The sequence below is a fragment of the Rhodanobacter terrae genome (assembly GCF_042657005.1).
Lineage (GTDB): Bacteria > Pseudomonadota > Gammaproteobacteria > Xanthomonadales > Rhodanobacteraceae > Rhodanobacter > Rhodanobacter terrae.
Genome location: NZ_JBHSNG010000043.1, coordinates 1 through 16,512, shown reverse-complemented (window position 1 = coordinate 16,512; position 16,512 = coordinate 1). Strand labels below are relative to the sequence as shown.

The following is a 16,512-nucleotide window of genomic DNA, read 5'->3' as shown; positions in this document are numbered from 1 at the left end:
CGCCGGTTTCGACTGCACGACCTGCTGCCGCGGCTGACGCGCGCGATGGTGCTCTGCAAGCCTTGCCCGGAGCCGATGCTGCGCTTGGCGAGTAATTTTCTTCACTGAGGTTCGACGCTAATCAGGTGCCTCTTACATGGCAGGCTCTTCTGGCAATCCGCGGCGTCCGCTACTTTGGAAACTAGGCCGCTACTTCTCTACTACGGTGCTGCGGCGTACGCAAAAGCCCTTGTGATCGCCTTTACGGGGTGTCAGCCGGGAAACTTGGCCCAGTCACATGGACTGCAGTGTTCCGCAAAAAACGGAGAAAAAATCGCGGACTTCTGCATCAAAGCGAAAGGCGACGGGCTGTTCCAGCAGTTCAACAATGTCGTGGCATCACAGAATCGCATACGCTTTTTCGAGGGTACGAGCGCACGCTCGAAGATCGTTCCTTCCTCGTCGTCTGACAGGCTGGCCAATCTGGAAGTGTCACTAAGCGATTGCTTTGCCCACATTCCTGATTTGCAATCCGTGTACGAGTTGTGCACCGGACGGCCTTCGAATGTTCAGCATCTGCATTTCGACAGTGACTTTCAAAGCAAGGGTGGGTATGGGATTAGGGTCGATATCCCGGAGCTATTTGACAACATCGAGTCGCTACAAAGCCTCGTAAGCGCAGTTAGAGACAAGGTGCCTTTCCTAAAGCACTGGCGACTTAAGGAGGCAGTCAAGGCCTGGGATAACTCGGTATTCCAGTTCGAGAACATTGAGCCGGCCCTGGACGAATTTGGTTTTTTGGCTGGAGACGCAAACCACTATCGCGCAAGTACGCCCGGCGAAGTGTTCGACCCTTTCGAACGTCTTGCACCTCTTGCCGGGGGTTTAGGCGCAAGCTCCGCCTATATAGAAAGTATCAGTGGCGAGCAAATTTCCGAGTTCAGTCTGATGCTGGCCTCGCTTCTTGGGCTCAGTAACCTTGTTCGCTATTCTCCGCACATTTGGACGTCATGCATTTACCGGCAGCCGATCGCTGGTAGACCTGTAGACGACGAACTACTTCCTGTAATTGAAAAGTTTCTTGGGAATGTTACAGATCGGTTTCCCATCTTGGTCACCAATCTTCTGCTTAGTTGAGGTCCCTCACCGACCCAAAGCAGACGTAAAATGTAGCGCAGAATGAGAGCCTCTTCGAGAGTTCTTTGGTTGCATCCATACACTGTGGGGCAGGTTCGGATGAATAATCGCCGAAGTCATAAGCCGTCGCAAAAAGCTGGCATTCTGATCTTGGTAATGGTTAGCGCACCGTTGATCGTCGGTATTGCCGGAATGTACATGTGGTTCATTCCGAATCCCGATTTGAGGCTGATAGCTGCGGTCATTGGCGGAAGCTATGTGCTACTTATTATTTCTCTTAATTCGGTCATAGGGCGCGTCAACTATGCTGAAAGGTGGCGCCAAGCGGGCGGGGGCGCGAAGCTAGCGCTTGGCATGCTTGGCGGCCTGCTTATGATTGCCTTCGGGTCATTTTTGGTGGCCTTCAGATCTGCTCCAGCCGAATTCACCAAGCTGTTCGGTCATCCCACCCATCACGCATTTAGCGTCACAGAGATTTTCAGACACGAATGGGGAGGAAGCGTATTGTGTCCATACACCTTAACGATTGAAAGCCAGCAGGGCGGCAGCAAAACAGACTTTTGCATCGACGCAGAGTCCGCGAATCGCCTTCATGTTGGTGATCAGGTCCAGTTACGCGGTAAAGAAACGCACTTGGGCTTCAAGTTCGATAGCTTTGGCGGTTAAGAGCAATCCCAGTAGCGGGATCTATGTTCGCTTCCACGAACGTCTCTTCTTGGCCGGTCAGCGACCGTTGGTCGCCATTCGCCGATTCGTCGACTGGAGAGTATTGCCCGATGGTCGCTGACCGACCCATTTGAGCCGGTTGCGAACGGCCGCTTTGGGGGAGTCCATTTTTCAGGAAGCAGCGGAAAAATAGCTGCCGTGCGAGCAGACCCGGTGCGATCACTGCGTTCCTCGGGCCTGCAAATGATCGCTGGGTACACGCAGCGAATGTACCGCGGACTGCTGGTCAGTCTGTCGGCCGTGCGACTTGCTCAAGCTGACATCTATGCGAATTTGATATTAGTGCTATCGCACTACTGATATTTATCTATCAATAGACGGCCGGTACTTTGCACTCAGCTATTTCAGGCTGAGGGCAAACCATGAACCAGCGCGTCGTCAGATGCTTTTCCACCGTGATGAAGGCAAGCGTCCTCTGTTTTGCTCTGTGTGCCGGCGCAGCCGTGAATGCAGCCGACCACAGCCCACTGGTCATCAAGGACCAAGGGAGCTTCGCCGCCGGCGGCACGGTGACGACGGCACCGGGGACCTTCGACCCGCGCAAGCCGTTGGATCCAGCCGGCCAGAGCTACCACGGCGACCACGCCTACGCCTTCTACGAAATCCCCGTGAACGCTCGGAAGTATCCGATCGTCATGTTGCACGGTGCCGGTCAGTTCTCCAAGAGTTGGGAAACCACGGCCGATGGCCGCGAAGGGTTCCAGACCCTTTTCCTGCGCCGCAGGTTTGGCGTGTATCTGGTCGATCAGCCGCGTCGCGGCGATGCCGGTCGTAGCATGGTTGAGACGACCATAAAGCCGACGCCCGACGAGCAGCTCTGGTTCAATCAATTCCGCATTGGTCTATGGCCGAAATGCTTCCCGCATGTGCAGTTTTCGTGCGATCCGGAGACGTTGAATCAGTTCTTTCGGGCGATGACCCCGAACACCGGACCGTTCGACGAGAACGTCATCTCGGACGGTGTTGCGGCCCTCTTCAAGAAGATCGGTCACGGCATTCTGTTCACGCATTCCCAGGGCGGCGGTCCCGGTTGGCTCATCGCCATCAAGAACGCGAACGTCAAAGCCATCGTGGCTTTTGAGCCAGGCAGCAGCTTCGTCTTCCCTGAGGGCGAAGTGCCGCCGGCAATACCGAGTGCGTTCGATACCGTCAAGGGCGAGGCCGTTCCCATGAGCCAGTTCGTGGCGCTGACCAGGATTCCGATCCTCGTCATCTACGGCGACAACATTCCCGATCATCCGATCGACTTGCCCGCCCAGGATAGCTGGCGTGCGCGACTACAGATGGCGCGGTTGTGGCGGGATGCCGTCAATAAACATGGCGGCGACGTGACCTTGATACATCTGCCGGACATCGGCATCCGGGGCAACACACATTTCGCCTTCTCCGATTTGAACAACGTCCAGATCGCGGACCTGGTGTCGAAGTTCCTTGCGAGGAAGCATCTGGATTAACGCGCTTCGCGCGACCCCTCGCGAAGTTCTGCGAACCCGTCATTCGCAAAGAACAAGGTAGGAGTTCAAGTTCAAATGAGCGATGAAGTCATCAACAGAAATCGGCGCGAGTTCCTTGGAACCACCGCCTTCGTTCTCTCATCAGTTGCACTAGTAGGAGTTCCGGCAATGACCACTACCGCTGCCGCAGGCACCACCTTCGACTACAAGAAGAATCCGTTCACGCTGGTGTATGCCGACGCCATCACGAAGAACGAGCCGGGCAAGGTCAACATCAACATCCACCCGGTCAACTACGATCTCAACAGCCTGAACGTCGTCGCCAACGTCTATACCCCGGCCAACTACGATCCGACGAAGAAGTACGCCGCGATCGTGGTCGCCCACCCCAATGGAGGGGTGAAGGAACAGACCGCCGGCCTGCATGCCCAGCGTCTGGCCGAACAGGGCTACATCACGATCGCCATGGATGCTGCGTATCAGGGTGGCAGCGGAGGCGAGCCGCGCAGCGTGGACAAGCCCCAGTTCCGCACCGAGGACATCCACGGCGCGGCGGACTTCATTACCCGCTATCCGGGCGTCGATCCCGAACGCCTGGGGTTGCTTGGCATCTGCGGCGGCGGCGGGTATTCCTTGAATGCCGCCAAATCCGACAAGCGTTTCAAGGCGGTGGCGACGCTGAGCATGTTCAACTCCGGTCGCGTCCGCCGCAACGGCTTCGCGGATTCGCAGTTGAACACGATCCAGCAACGCCTCAAGCAGGCATCGGACGCGCGCGCGCAGGAAAAAGCCGGCGGAAAGATCCTCTATGCCGGCGACGCGGACATGACCGACGCGCAGATCGCCGCCCTGCCGTTCGATATGTACCGGCAGGGCTACCAGTACTACTGGCGCACCAACGCGCATCCCGGCTCGACCTTCAAGTACACCATGAGCAGCCTGGTCGATCTGATGCGCTGGGATGCCACCGACCAGATCGAACTGATCGAGCAACCCCTGCTGATGATTGCCGGCAGCAAGGCCGACAGCCTGTATATGACCGAGGAAGCCTTCGCCAAGACCACGGGCGCCAAGGACAAGGAACTGTTCAAGATCGACGGCGCCACGCACATCGAAACCTACTGGGTTCCCAAGTACGTGGACGCCACCATCGGCAAGCTGACTCCGTTCTACGCGAGGACCTTGTGATTCCGCGTACTGCGCACGAAATGCGAAGGAACATCATGAAATTGCTTGCATGGGCTCTGGTGTTATCGGGTGCGGTTCTGACTCAAGGCGTGAGCACTCCGCTTCACGCTCAAGAAATGGTATCCCCCATGTCCGAAAAATCCGCACCCACCACCAGTCAGCCACCCACCCGGGCGCAGCAGTTGATGGGCGACATCGACCCCAAGCTCGCGGAACTCACCGACAAGGTGCTCTTCGGCGACGTCTGGGAGCGTAAGCAACTCTCCAAGCGTGACCGCAGCCTTGTCACCGTTGCCGCGCTCATCGCGCTTAATCGACCCGATCAGCTTCGTTCGCACATGGCGCTGGCCCTGCAGAACGGCGTGACCCAAGACGAACTGGTTGAGACGATCACGCAGCTCGCCTTTTATACGGGCTGGCCCAATGCTGTTTCGGCCGTGCCGATCGCGCGCGAGGTGTTCAAGACAGCGGACGCTTCGGCGAACCAGCCCGATCAGGAGGCGCAGACTCGGGAGGGTCGAACGATCACCGTCATACACGCAGGCTCTCAGTCTTCCACTCACGGATCCGCCGACCATTTCACCGGCTCGGTACAGGTGGACTCACGGTTCCAGGCGGAGGCGCCGGCGCGCAGCGGTGGTGCGATCGTGACGTTCGAGCCGGGCGCCCGAACAGCCTGGCACACGCATCCACTAGGACAGACGTTGATTGTCACGTCCGGCATAGGACTGGTTCAGCAGTGGGGCGGCCCGATCCAGGTCATCAAGCCCGGCGATATCGTCTGGATTCCGCCGGGAGTCAAGCACTGGCATGGCGCCACGCGCACGACAAGCATGACGCACATTGCGATCGCGGAAGCCCTCAACGGGAAGTCGGTCGATTGGATGGAGCTGGTGACTGACGCGCAGTATCTGGCGAGTCAGCCCGAGTAACGCAAGGCATCACGGAACAGCGTGAAGGCCGGTGAGCTTTGGCGTCGGCTCGGATAGTAGAGGTGGTATCCCGGGAACGAGGGACACCAGTCCGAGAGCACACGCATCAATCGACCCTCTTTGACGTATGTCTTCACCAGGTCCTCGGGCATATAGGCCAACCCGAGCCCCTTCAGGGCAGCGTCCAGGCGCATGGCGATATTGTTGAACACCAGTTGGCCTTCGATGCGTACTTTCAGCTCCTCCCCTTTCTTTTCGAACTCCCAGGGGAAGAGGCCACCGTAGGTCGGCAGGCGGATGGCGATGCAGTTGTGCCGGACGAGGTCGCGCGGGGTCTTGGGTCGCGGATGCCGGGCGAAGTAATCCGGGGAACCGACCACGGCCATGCGCACATCGGGGCCGATGCGCACCGCGATCATGTCCTTGGCGACCTGTTCGCCTAGCCGGACGCCGGCGTCGTAGCCCTCGGCCACGATGTCGGTCAGGCCATAGTCCACGATGATTTCGATATGAAGGTCGGGATGGTCCGGAAGCAGTTTTGCGAGTACCGGCTGCAGGACCGCGATTGCCGCATGTTCGCCCGCCGTGATGCGCAATCGGCCTGCCGGCTTGTCCCGGAATTCGCTGAGCAAGGCCAGCTCGGTGTCGATTTCTTCGAGCCGGGGAGTGATCACTTTCAGCAGGTGTTCGCCCGCCTCCGTAGGGGAAACGCTGCGGGTCGTGCGCGCCAGGAGCCGGACGCCCAGCCGTTCTTCCAACTGCCGCATGGTTCGGCTTAACGCGGGCTGCGATATGCCGAGCTTGGCCGCCGCACGGGTAAAGCTGCGCTCCCGTGCCACGACCGAAAAAATCGCGAGTTGATCGTAGCTCTCGGTCGACATTTATCCGCTCCGGTTATCAACCCTTTCCGATTATGCCATCTAGTGCTGCCAATCGTTCGAGCCTAAATTGTGCTCATGGAGGACACCATCATGAAGACGCGCAAACTCGGTAACAGCCAACTCGAAGTCTCCGCCATCGGCTTGGGCTGCATGGGACTGAGCCATGGCTATGGGCCTGCCATGGACAGACAGGCGGCGATCACGCTGATCCGCGCCGCCGTCGATCGGGGCGTGACGCTGTTCGATACGGCCGAGGTCTATGGCCCCAACCTCAACGAGGAGGTCGTTGGTGAAGCGCTCGCCCCGGTGCGGGAGCGAGTCGTGATCGCCACCAAGTTCGGCTTCACCTTCGGCGACGACGGCAAGCAGCAGATCCTCAACAGCCGACCTGACCATATCCGCTGGGCCGTCGAAGGCTCACTCAAACGCCTGCGCACCGACGTGATCGACCTGCTGTACCAGCACCGGGTCGATCCCGAGGTGCCGATCGAAGACGTGGCCGGTACGGTCAAGGAGCTGATCGCCGAAGGCAAGGTCAAGCACTTCGGCCTGTCCGAAGCTGGCGCGCAAACCATTCGTCGCGCGCATGCCGTGCAGCCGGTGACCGCCCTGCAAAGCGAATACTCATTGTGGTGGCGCCAGCCCGAGCAGGACATCCTGCCAACGCTGGAGGAACTTGGCATCGGCTTTGTGCCTTTCAGCCCTCTCGGCAGGGGTTTCCTGACCGGCGCGATCGGTGCCGGCACCACCTTCGGCAGCGATGACTACCGCAGTCAGGTACCGCGCTTTTCGCCCGAGGCACTCCAAGCCAACCAGGCCTTGGTGGATTTGCTCGGCCAGATCGCCAAGGAGAAGGGCGTGACACCTGCGCAGATCGCACTGGCTTGGCTGCTGGCGCAGAAGCCGTGGATCGTGCCGATCCCGGGCACGACCAAACTGCACCGGCTGGAAGAGAACCTCGGCGCTGCTGCCGTCGTCCTGACCGATGACGAAAAGCGCAAGCTCGCCAAACTGTTGGAAGAGGTCAAGGTCGTGGGCGACCGCTATTCCCCCGCGCACCAGGCGCGCGTCGGGCGCTGATTCGTGGGAGACAACATGACATCGCCGCATGATCCCGCGCGCCGAGTGGTGGTGACCGCGCTCGCGGGCCTTCCCTTCATCAGCCTCACGGCTCAAACGAGCGACAGTGGCGACGTGCAGAGAACAGGTTCGCGCACGCTCGTGGCTTATTTCTCGCGTTCGGGAAACACACGCGTCGTCGCCGGGTTGATTCACCGAACGTTCGGCACCGATTTGTTCGAGATCCGGCCCGCTCAACCCTATCCGGAGGAATATCTGGAAACGGTCGAACAGGCACGACTCGAACGCGATCGCGGCTATGAACCCGTGTTGGAAGCCAAGGTTTCCAACATGGCCACCTACGACACCATCTATCTGGGCTTTCCCATCTGGGGAGAGACCACCCCACCGGTCATTCGCGCCTTCCTGTCCGCGCACGATCTGTCCGGGAAGACCCTGATCCCCTTCGTCACCCATGGTGGTTACGGGTTGGGGAACAGCCCATCCATCCTCGCCAGCCATGCCCCGAAAGCGCAGCTTCGCCCCGGTTTCTCGATGCAGGCCGATCAGGAGAGGCAAACGATGGAGCAAGTGACCGGCTGGCTGAAACAACGAAAGCAACGAACGGAGTAGACCCATGAAGAACCGCAAACTCGGCAACAGCAATCTGGAAGTCTCCGCCCTTGGGCTCGGCTGCATGGGCATGAGTTCCGCCTATGGCCCGGCCGCGGATAGGCAGGACATGATCACCCTGATGCGCTCCGCGCATGAACGCGGCATCACCTTCTTCGATACGGCCGAAGCCTACGGCCCCTTCGTCAACGAGGAACTGGTCGGGGAAGCGCTGGCGCCGATCCGCGACCAGGTGATCATTGCGACCAAGTTCGGCTTCGAGATCAACCCCCAGACCGGTGAACGCGGCAGCGGCGTCAACAGTCGGCCTGAGCACATCAAGGCCGCAGTTGAAGGCAGCCTCAGGCGTCTGCGCACCGACCGGATTGATCTGCTGTTCCAGCATCGCGTCGATCCGAACGTACCGATCGAAGACGTGGCCGGCGTGGTCAAGGAGTTGATCGCCGAGGGCAAGGTGAAACACTTCGGTCTGTCGGAAGCGGGTATCCAGACGATCCGTCGCGCGCACGCCGTGCAGCCAGTAACGGCTGTGCAGAGCGAATACTCGCTGTTCTGGCGCGGACCCGAAGCCGAGTTGCTGCCGCTGCTTGAAGAACTCGGCATCGGCTTCGTGCCGTTTAGTCCGCTCGGTGCCGGGTTCCTGACCGGCAAGATCGACGAGAACACGAAATTCGACCCGACCGATTTCCGCAATGTCGTGCCTCGCTTCTCCCCCGAAGCGCGCAAGGCGAATATGGCCCTGGTGGATCTGGTCAAGGCGGTTGCCGAGCGCAAGCACGCGACGCCGGCGCAGGTGGCTTTGGCGTGGCTGCTCGTGCAGAAGCCGTGGATTGTGCCGATCCCTGGGACAACCAAATTGCATCGCCTTGAAGAGAATCTCGGTGCAGTCGACCTGGAGCTAACGAGTGGTGACCTCCACGAGATTGGCGTTGCTGCCTCGAAAATCGAGATCGAGGGCGAACGTCTTCCGGAAGCCGCGTTGAAAATGACCGGCCGTTGACCTGAAAAGCCAAAGCTTTTCACCGGTCACTTGAACAAGTCGGAGTTGCACGGTGCAGGCGTGCGCAGATTGCGCACGTCTCTAAGCAGCCGCCCTAACCAGTTCAAGGCCGCCGCCTCCGGCGCCGGTTAACTCCAACGCTAGATCTCTCGGGAGTGGCCGCTTTTCAGCATGCATTTGTAACTGGCGACCGGCCGTTGTTGTTAAGGGTTGTCCGACGCCTGCCCACGCACTGACGTTCCACGTCTGCCGGAGCTGCATCGGGCAGGCGTCGGACAACCCTCAAGGGAGGAAACCGCGGTAATTACGGCGCGAGCGTGGTCATGGCGCGCTGCTATTCTATGGAGATTTGAATAGTGCGGCAGCGGTCACGAGAGGAAATGGGAGCGTGACGGATCCGATGGTGGGTGCTCGTGTGGTCGGTTGAAGCATCGACGAGGCGGTGAAGTGGACCGTGATGGCGGTAGAAAGGCGGCGATGGGTGGCGCAGAAAAAAAGCGGCCCGCATCGGCAGGAACCGATGGCAGCAGGATGGGCCCGTGTCGGCATGGATGACGGAGACGGTGGTCATGGGGGAGCACGTGGCAAATGGTGGCGAGCCAGGATGGCGATGATGAGCATCGGTGCGCCGCAGTGCGGGCAGTGGAAGGTGTCTGGGCGCGGACCGACAGTGGGTTGCGCCGTCGCGGTCGCCGACGGCGCAGGCGCGACGGGCGGTACTGGCGCGCGTTGGGTGAGGAGTGCGCGTGCGGTGGCGAGGTTGTCCCTGCGCTCAGCATTGGCCATGAGTCCGTAGGCGCGGATGCGATGAAAGCCGCGGGGCAATACGTGGAGCAGGAAGCGCCGCATGAACTCATCGGCATCCAGCGTCATGGTCTTGTGGCGCGTGCGTCCCTTGGCGCGGTAATCCTTCCAGCGGAACGTGACATCGTGCTGGTCTATGGCGACCAGCCGCTGGTTGGAGATGGCGACGCGATGGGTGTAACGGGACAGGTAGGCCAGCACGGCGGCCGGACCGGCGAAGGGCCGTTTGGCGTACACCACCCATTCATTGCGGCGCAATGGCGCGATCCACTGGGCGAAGGCGTCGGCCTGTGCCAAGGGCGCATGCTCGCCAAAGAACTGCAGTTGGCCGTTGCGGTGCGCCTGGACCAGGCGTTCGAGGAAGAGCCGCCGAAACAGTCGCGACAGCACGCGCACCGGGAGGAAGAAGCCGGGCTTGCAGGCGATCCAGCGTTGACCGTCTGGCGCGATGCCGCCGCCGGGCACGATGCCGTGCACATGCGGATGATGGGTCATCGCCGAGCCCCAGGTATGCAGAACCAACAGCATGCCGATGCGGGCCCCCAGATGTTGGGGATCGGCGGCGATGGTGAGCAAGGTCTGGGCCGTGGCCTGAAACAGCAGGCGGTAGATCACCGCCTTGTTGGCGTAGGCCAGAGCGCTGATCGGCGCGGGTAGCGTGAAGACCACGTGGTAATAATCCACCGGCAGCAGCTCGGTCTGCCGGGCTTCCAGCCAGCGTCGGGCCAGACTGCCCTGGCACTTGGGGCAGTGCCGGTTGCGACAGGAGTTGTACGCGATCTGGAGGTGGTCGCAGGCGGGGCACTGCAGGCTATGGCCTCCCAGCGCCGCACGGCGGCACTGCTCGATGGCCGACATCACCTTGAGCTGGCCCAGGCTCAGATGGCCGCGCTGTTCGCGCCGCCAGTGCGACCCATGGGCGCGGAAAACATCCGCGACCTCCAGGGCGGGGCGTGCCACGGGCCTATCCGGGCGGCAATCCCTCCAGTGGACTGATCACCTGGCGCAGGATCTCGGTGGCGACCTGCGCGTAGAGCGCGGTCGTCTCCAGCTTCTTGTGGCCGAGCAGCACCTGGATCACCCGGATGTCCACCTTCTGTTCCAGCAGGTGGGTGGCGAAGCTGTGTCGAAGCGTGTGCATCGACACGCGCTTGTCGATGCCGGCTGCTTGCGCTGCGGCATGGATGGCGCGGTTGAGCTGGCGCGGCGTCAACGGATTGACCCGGTTCATGCCGGGGAACAGCCAACCGCCATCGAGCAGCTTGCCTTGGGCGTGCGCCGTGCGCCACCACACGCGCAGCGTCTGCAGCAGCACCGGCGAGAGCATCGCAAAACGATCCCGATGACCCTTGCCCTGATCCACGCGCAAGACCATCCGTTGGCTATCGATGTCGCCGATCTTCAGGCCGACGACTTCGCTGGTGCGCAGCCCGGCACCGTAGGCCACCGACAGCGCGGCTCGGTACTTGTCGTTGCCGGCGCACTCGATCAACCGAGCGACCTCCTCGCGGCTCAGTACCACCGGCAACCTGTGGGGGACGCGCACCGGGCTCATCTTGGCAAGGGCATCGGCACGCTCCACGGTCACCTCGAAGAAAAACTTCAACCCGGTGATGGCCGCGTTGACCGACATTGGCGAGACGCCGGTCTCCACCAGATGAAGCTGATAGCGGCGCAGATCCTCGGCGCTCGCCGTGTCGGGAGGGCGGCGCAAGTAGCCGGCGAATCCGCGCACGGCGCGGACGTAGGCGGACTGGGTCTTGTCGGACAGCTTGCGCAACGTCATGTCTTCGAGCATGCGTTGCCGTAACGGGCTGATGGATTGACGGGGAAGACTCATGGCTGTGCTCCTGTCGTGGTCGAGGCTTATGCCTCGATCCACAACATTGCAGCGCTACCACCCGATTTATAGCGGCACTCAACGGTGCCGCGGACCCCTACCGCGATAGCGGTTTAGTCCTCTGGCCGTTCCCTGCCCTTGCCGAAACTATGGCAACCTTGAAGGATGCGACAGCCAAGGGTCGGCCCAAAGCGAACCCCCTTGGTCACACAGCCATTCTTTGGAATCCCGATGGGAAAGTCCTTCCAGTCGTTCTTTCGTAGCTCGTTGCCACTGTGTGTCGCGCTGCTGCTGACTGCGCCTGCTACAGCCACTGAATCCTCGAATGCGCGCCTGCAGCAAGCCTTGACGCAACTCGCCAGCAAGGCTCGACCCGGTGTACTGGGTGTCACGGTTGTGGATTTGGATACCAGGGCGCGAACGCGGATCAACGCCGATCGCTCCTATCCCATGATGAGCGTTTTCAAGGCGCCGGTCGCCGCGGCCGTGCTTGCACAAGTCGATGCCGGGCACATTTCCTTGAGCCAGAAAGTGACCATCGATCGCCAGGAAGTGGTGAATGGCGCGGCAGTGCCATCCATCGGTATCCAATTCAAGGGCGAGCATATGCGCTTTACGGTCGATCGATTGTTGGTGGCCGCTGTGAGCGAGAGCGACAACACCGCAGTCGACGCTTTGATCAGGCTGGTGGGCGGTCCGCATGTGGTTACTGACTTTTTGCGCAAGCACGGTATCGACGGCATGCGAGTTGATCTGAGCGAAGGCGACGTCAGTCGTATTTTCGAAGGGACAACCGACGAACAGCCCATTTCGGAGAACGAAGCCAAAAAGGCGGAGTTGGAGCGCCTGCGGCGAGGCTATCGCGCGTATCTCGATGACCCGCGCAACCGCACGACGCCGGATGCGGCGGCGAACTTTCTCGAAAAGCTTTGGACTGGCCAGTTGCTCCCTGCTCGTTCAACGAGGCGCTTGCTCGGCTTGATGTACGGTCAGACCATGCCGTCCCGCTTGCGCTCAGGACTACCTGCTAGCGTTCGCTTTGCCGACAAGTGCGGCACATCCTATTCACTGGAAGGTGAGACAGCGGCTTTCAATGACATCGGCATCATGACTGGGCCCGATGGCCACACTGTTATCGTGGCAGCATTTCTAACTGCATCGCGGGCCGACAGAAAGGTGCGGGATGCACTTTTTGCGGAAATTGGAAAAGATGTGGCTGATGCTTACCGTCTGACCGATCAAGGGCCTTAGCTGCGCCTAGCTATTGGTCGTTCTACGCGAACGACCGCTTTGCGGCATGCATTTACAGCAGCCGACCGGCTATTGTTGGCCGGCCCCTGTCGGTCGACCAGGCAGATCAGAGTTGCTTGGGAGCCTAGCAAGTCCGCTTGGCGATGGCCGTCACGTTCGACGCCTGTGATGTGCAGCTAGTTGGCAACAGTGGGCAGTTTGGTTGCCGGCCTTGGTCAGTTTCGCTGGCGAAGCTGGTCAACGTGCTGTGGCGAAGGTGGGCAGGTGGCTGGCGTTTTGCACCATTGGTGGAACACGGCGCCTCCTTTCAGCGAATCACCAGGACCGGCACCGTGGAGTTCGCAAGCACCTTGACCACAACCGAGCCCAGGAAAAGGCTCTTCAATACTCCGCGTCCATGCGAACCCATGACGATGAGGTCGTACTTGCCTCGCTTGGCCATGTCGATGATCTCGATGCCAGGGTCGCCGACGAGCAGCTTTTCGTCGTGGATATGGCCCGCTTCTGTCAGGACGCGACGCGCCCGCTTCAAGGCCGCGTTGCCCCGGTCGGTGTGGAACTTGGCCAAGCTCTGCGCGTCTACATAGCCGGCGATGTTCTCGCTCAGCGGCACATCCACATGGAGCAGGGTTACCTGCGCGCCTTCAGGCCAATGCTTCACCAGGTATCGGGCCGCACGGGTGTTGATGGCGCTTCCATCCACGGGCAAGAGCACTTTCATACACTGTCTCCCAGGTAGCGGTGTCTACCCCGGCGCTGTCAGCCCCGGGTCCGCTCCCATGAAACCGGCAAACCCCTCCAGCGATCTTGATCCACGTCAACGCGATGATGCCGGCGCCGCCATCATCACTCGCTGATGGCCAGCGGTGTATGGCGTGTCAGATGGCGCACAACCTCGAGCCAGATGACGCAACCCGCGAGTATGGACAGCCCGAAGACCAACGTGATCGCGTCAGGCGCGCCAAAGCCCAGCATGGTACGCAGTGCAGGGATACTCATGATGCCGGCCAGCATCAGACCGACCCCGCCGAGCATGCGCAGCAGCCAGGGGTTGTCCGCAAGTCTTCCTCGCCACAGGGCATGACCGAGATCATGGTTGGCGAGCGTCAACAGGAACACTGCCACGATCAGGCCGATGAAAACGGCGGCACGTCCCTGCTCGACACCGATGCCGCGCCCCAGTGCGAATGCGTAGCCAAGCAGCAGGACCGCCGCAAGGCCAATGCCCTGAGCAATGCCGTAGCCGAGGTTGATGCCGCGAAATGGAGACTCGTCGATGGGTCGCGGCGGCCGTCGCATGATCACCGACGAAGCCTTTGCCGATTCGAAGACGATAGAGCAGGCCGGGTCGATCAGCAGCTCGAGCAGAACGATCTGTACCGGCATCAGAAGAATCGGCCAATGCAACAGGCTGGGCACCAGGGCGAGCGCGACGATGGGGATATGCACCGCCACCACGAAGCGGGTCGCCTTGGTGATGTTGTCGTAGATCCTCCGTCCCTGGCGGACCGCCACTACCAGGCTGGCGAAGTTGTCGTCGAGCAGCACCAATGCCGCCGCCTCGCGTGCTACGTCGGTACCCCGTTCGCCCATGGCGACACCCACATTCGCTGCTTTGAGCGCGGGCGCATCGTTGACGCCATCGCCGGTCATGCCGACCACTTCGCCCTGTTGCTGCAGGGTTTTCACCAAGCGCAGTTTCTGGGTCGGCTGCACGCGCGCGCAGACGTCGGCATGGCGCAGCCGTTCACCGAGCTGCTCGTCGGTCAGCGCATCCATTTCCGCGCCGGCGATCACCTTCGGCGCTAGGCTCAGTCCCACCTGAGTGGCGATGGCCCGTGCGGTGGCCTGATGATCGCCGGTCATCATGATGATCCTGATGCCTGCGGTGTGGCATTCGGCGATAGCCGCGGCAACCTCGGGCCTGGGTGGATCGATCAGGCCGACCAGTCCGATAAAGCGGTAACGGAAACCACGCTGGGTTGCCGGCCAGTCGCCATCGCCCCAGGCTGCTGCCGCGACGCCAATCACCCGCAAGCCTCGCTCCGCCATGGCGTGCACCTGGCTGCTCAGTGTGGCCTGCTCGGTGGCCGTGAGGCCGCAAAGCTCGATGATCGCTTCCGGCGCACCTTTGGCGCCAAGCAGATACGGTTCGTTCGGCGCTTCCTGGAATGCCCGTGTCATGGCGAGAAGCTCCGGATCCAGCCCGTACTCTTTCACCGGCGTAGCCTTCGTCGGTGAATACGCCGCCGTTCCGAGCCGGTTTGCACCGAACAGGCGGATGGCCTGTTCCATCGGATCGGCGGAATCGGTAGGGGTCGCCAGCAGCGCGAACCGTAGCAGTGCGTGAAATTCTGGTGGAAGGGCTGCCTCATCGGCCCGAAAGCTATGTCGATCGGCGTACAGCTCGGCCACGCGCATCCGGTTCTGCGTCAATGTGCCGGTTTTGTCCACCGCAAGAACGGTGATCGCGCCCAAGGCTTCGACGGCCGATATTCGGCGTGTGAGCACCTTTTGCCTGGCGATGCGCCACGCACCCAAGGCAAGAAATACAGTCAGGATGACCGGAAATTCCTCAGGCAATATCGCCATCGCCAGTGCGATACCCGACAACAAGCTATCCACCAGGCTATGCCGGTCCCATAGCCAGTTCATCAGCCAGAGACTGATCGCGCAGACCACAGCAGCCACCGCAAAACGGCGCACCAGGCGCCGTGAAGCGTGCTGGAGCCCGGAGGTTACTTCTATCGTCGAACTCAGGGCCTGCCCGATACGGCCAAGCGCTGTGGCGGTGGCTATTGCAGTGACCCGTGCCATGCCGCGGCCTTTGGTCACCACAGTCCCGGCAAAGACGCTGCTGTCGCCAGGATGGGGAACCTTGCGAACGGGCACGGACTCGCCCGTCAGCAAGGACTCATCGGCCTCCAGGTGACCACCGAACACCGCGGCGTCGGCCGCGATGCGATCGCCCTCGCGCAGCGAGAGGACATCGTCCACGACCACTTCCGCGGAAGGGATGCGTGTTTCAAGTCCATTGCGAATGACACGCGCCTGTGGTGCCGACAGGTCGCGCAACGCTTCCAGCGCCCGTTGCGTCTTGCGCTCCTGCACCAGCGTGATGCCAATGATCACCAGCACCGACATCAACAGGAATATCGCTTCGGCGAGATCGCCGAGCGCCAGATAGAGGCCGCCCGCGACAAGCAGCATCAAGAACATCGGCTCGATCAACACATCGCGTGCAATCAGCCATAGCGATTTCGGCTTGCTGCCGGGCAGGGTATTGGGACCGTATCGATCCCGTCTTGCCTTGGCTTCGGCCTGGCTAAGACCATTGACAGAAGACGGCGGGTCAACGACGTTCACGACAGGACTCTGCTTCGATCGCCACGGATTGCATGCTCAATGGGCCAGCAGCAGAGGGATGTCACTGTGCTGAAGCATGTAACGGGTGATGCCGCCCAATATCCATTCGCTCATGCGCGAATGTCCCCACGCTCCCGGAAAATTTCAAGCTAGTTGTCGCCTCAATGATTAATTTTCAGGCGGCTTTTCGTTCCTGGTTACGAGCTGTCGTGATGGCGTCCTGGTCGGGATTCAGATGGACGGTATGGATGCGCGTCCAGTT

General features: G+C 60.8%; 14 protein-coding genes and 2 pseudogenes. 11 read left to right on the top strand and 5 right to left on the bottom strand.

From position 1 onward, the window contains the following. The 7 genes and pseudogenes from ACFPPB_RS19550 to ACFPPB_RS19520 form a co-directional block, all read left to right on the top strand. A pseudogene (locus ACFPPB_RS19550) lies at positions 1-108 on the top strand (IS1595 family transposase); the annotation flags it as partial. Between the two features lie 12 nt (positions 109-120). Further along, a complete protein-coding gene (locus tag ACFPPB_RS19545; protein WP_377330211.1) occupies positions 121-1,116 on the top strand; it encodes a YaaC family protein in 996 nt (331 codons plus the stop codon). 99 nt (positions 1,117-1,215) lie between these two features. Further along, on the top strand, positions 1,216-1,782 hold the full coding sequence (locus ACFPPB_RS19540; RefSeq protein WP_377330209.1) for a hypothetical protein: 567 nt from the start codon (positions 1,216-1,218) through the stop codon (positions 1,780-1,782). Between the two features lie 422 nt (positions 1,783-2,204). Beyond that, positions 2,205-3,296 (top strand): alpha/beta hydrolase, encoded by a 1,092-nt coding sequence (locus tag ACFPPB_RS19535; RefSeq protein WP_377330208.1) that lies wholly within the window; start codon positions 2,205-2,207, stop codon positions 3,294-3,296. Positions 3,297-3,464: 168 nt separating this feature from the next. Beyond that, a complete protein-coding gene (locus ACFPPB_RS19530) occupies positions 3,465-4,484 on the top strand; it encodes an alpha/beta hydrolase (protein ID WP_377330207.1) in 1,020 nt (339 codons plus the stop codon). Positions 4,485-4,504: 20 nt separating this feature from the next. Beyond that, positions 4,505-4,927: pseudogene (locus ACFPPB_RS19525) on the top strand (carboxymuconolactone decarboxylase family protein); the annotation flags it as partial. A gap of 12 nt (positions 4,928-4,939) precedes the next feature. Continuing rightward, on the top strand, positions 4,940-5,416 hold the full coding sequence (locus tag ACFPPB_RS19520) for a (R)-mandelonitrile lyase (RefSeq protein WP_377330210.1): 477 nt from the start codon (positions 4,940-4,942) through the stop codon (positions 5,414-5,416). Here the strand turns inward: ACFPPB_RS19520 and ACFPPB_RS19515 are convergent. Further along, a complete protein-coding gene (locus ACFPPB_RS19515; RefSeq protein ID WP_377330205.1) occupies positions 5,404-6,297 on the bottom strand; it encodes a LysR family transcriptional regulator in 894 nt (297 codons plus the stop codon). The genes ACFPPB_RS19520 and ACFPPB_RS19515 overlap by 13 nt on opposite strands. A gap of 90 nt (positions 6,298-6,387) precedes the next feature. Between ACFPPB_RS19515 and ACFPPB_RS19510 the strand changes: the two genes are divergently transcribed. From ACFPPB_RS19510 to ACFPPB_RS19500, 3 genes are read left to right on the top strand one after another with little or no spacing between them, the layout of a single operon-like run. After that, positions 6,388-7,377, top strand: a complete 990-nt coding sequence (locus tag ACFPPB_RS19510) for an aldo/keto reductase (protein WP_377330204.1) — start codon at positions 6,388-6,390, stop codon at positions 7,375-7,377. A 15-nt stretch (positions 7,378-7,392) separates the two neighbouring features. Next, positions 7,393-7,989, top strand: coding sequence for a flavodoxin (locus ACFPPB_RS19505; protein WP_377330202.1), 597 nt, complete (start codon positions 7,393-7,395; stop codon positions 7,987-7,989). A gap of 4 nt (positions 7,990-7,993) precedes the next feature. Further along, positions 7,994-8,989, top strand: a complete 996-nt coding sequence (locus tag ACFPPB_RS19500) for an aldo/keto reductase (protein WP_377330201.1) — start codon at positions 7,994-7,996, stop codon at positions 8,987-8,989. Positions 8,990-9,556: 567 nt separating this feature from the next. Here the strand turns inward: ACFPPB_RS19500 and ACFPPB_RS19495 are convergent. Together ACFPPB_RS19495 and ACFPPB_RS19490 are read right to left on the bottom strand one after the other, a co-directional pair. Then, positions 9,557-10,753, bottom strand: a complete 1,197-nt coding sequence (locus tag ACFPPB_RS19495) for an IS91 family transposase (protein ID WP_377330199.1) — start codon at positions 10,751-10,753, stop codon at positions 9,557-9,559. Between the two features lie 4 nt (positions 10,754-10,757). After that, the gene (locus ACFPPB_RS19490) at positions 10,758-11,633 is read right to left on the bottom strand and encodes a tyrosine-type recombinase/integrase (RefSeq protein ID WP_377330198.1); all 876 of its coding nucleotides are present in this window, start codon (positions 11,631-11,633) and stop codon (positions 10,758-10,760) included. Positions 11,634-11,864: 231 nt separating this feature from the next. Here ACFPPB_RS19490 and bla point away from each other — a divergent pair, with 231 nt between their 5' ends. Continuing rightward, entirely contained in the window at positions 11,865-12,884 is a 1,020-nt protein-coding gene (bla, locus tag ACFPPB_RS19485) for a class A beta-lactamase (protein ID WP_377330196.1), read from the top strand. A 307-nt stretch (positions 12,885-13,191) separates the two neighbouring features. On the opposite strand, the gene ACFPPB_RS19480 is transcribed toward bla, so the two are convergent. Beyond that, positions 13,192-13,605 (bottom strand): universal stress protein, encoded by a 414-nt coding sequence (locus ACFPPB_RS19480; RefSeq protein WP_377330194.1) that lies wholly within the window; start codon positions 13,603-13,605, stop codon positions 13,192-13,194. A 125-nt stretch (positions 13,606-13,730) separates the two neighbouring features. Then, a complete protein-coding gene (locus ACFPPB_RS19475; protein WP_377330192.1) occupies positions 13,731-16,250 on the bottom strand; it encodes a cation-translocating P-type ATPase in 2,520 nt (839 codons plus the stop codon). Positions 16,251-16,512: the final 262 nt, after the last annotated feature.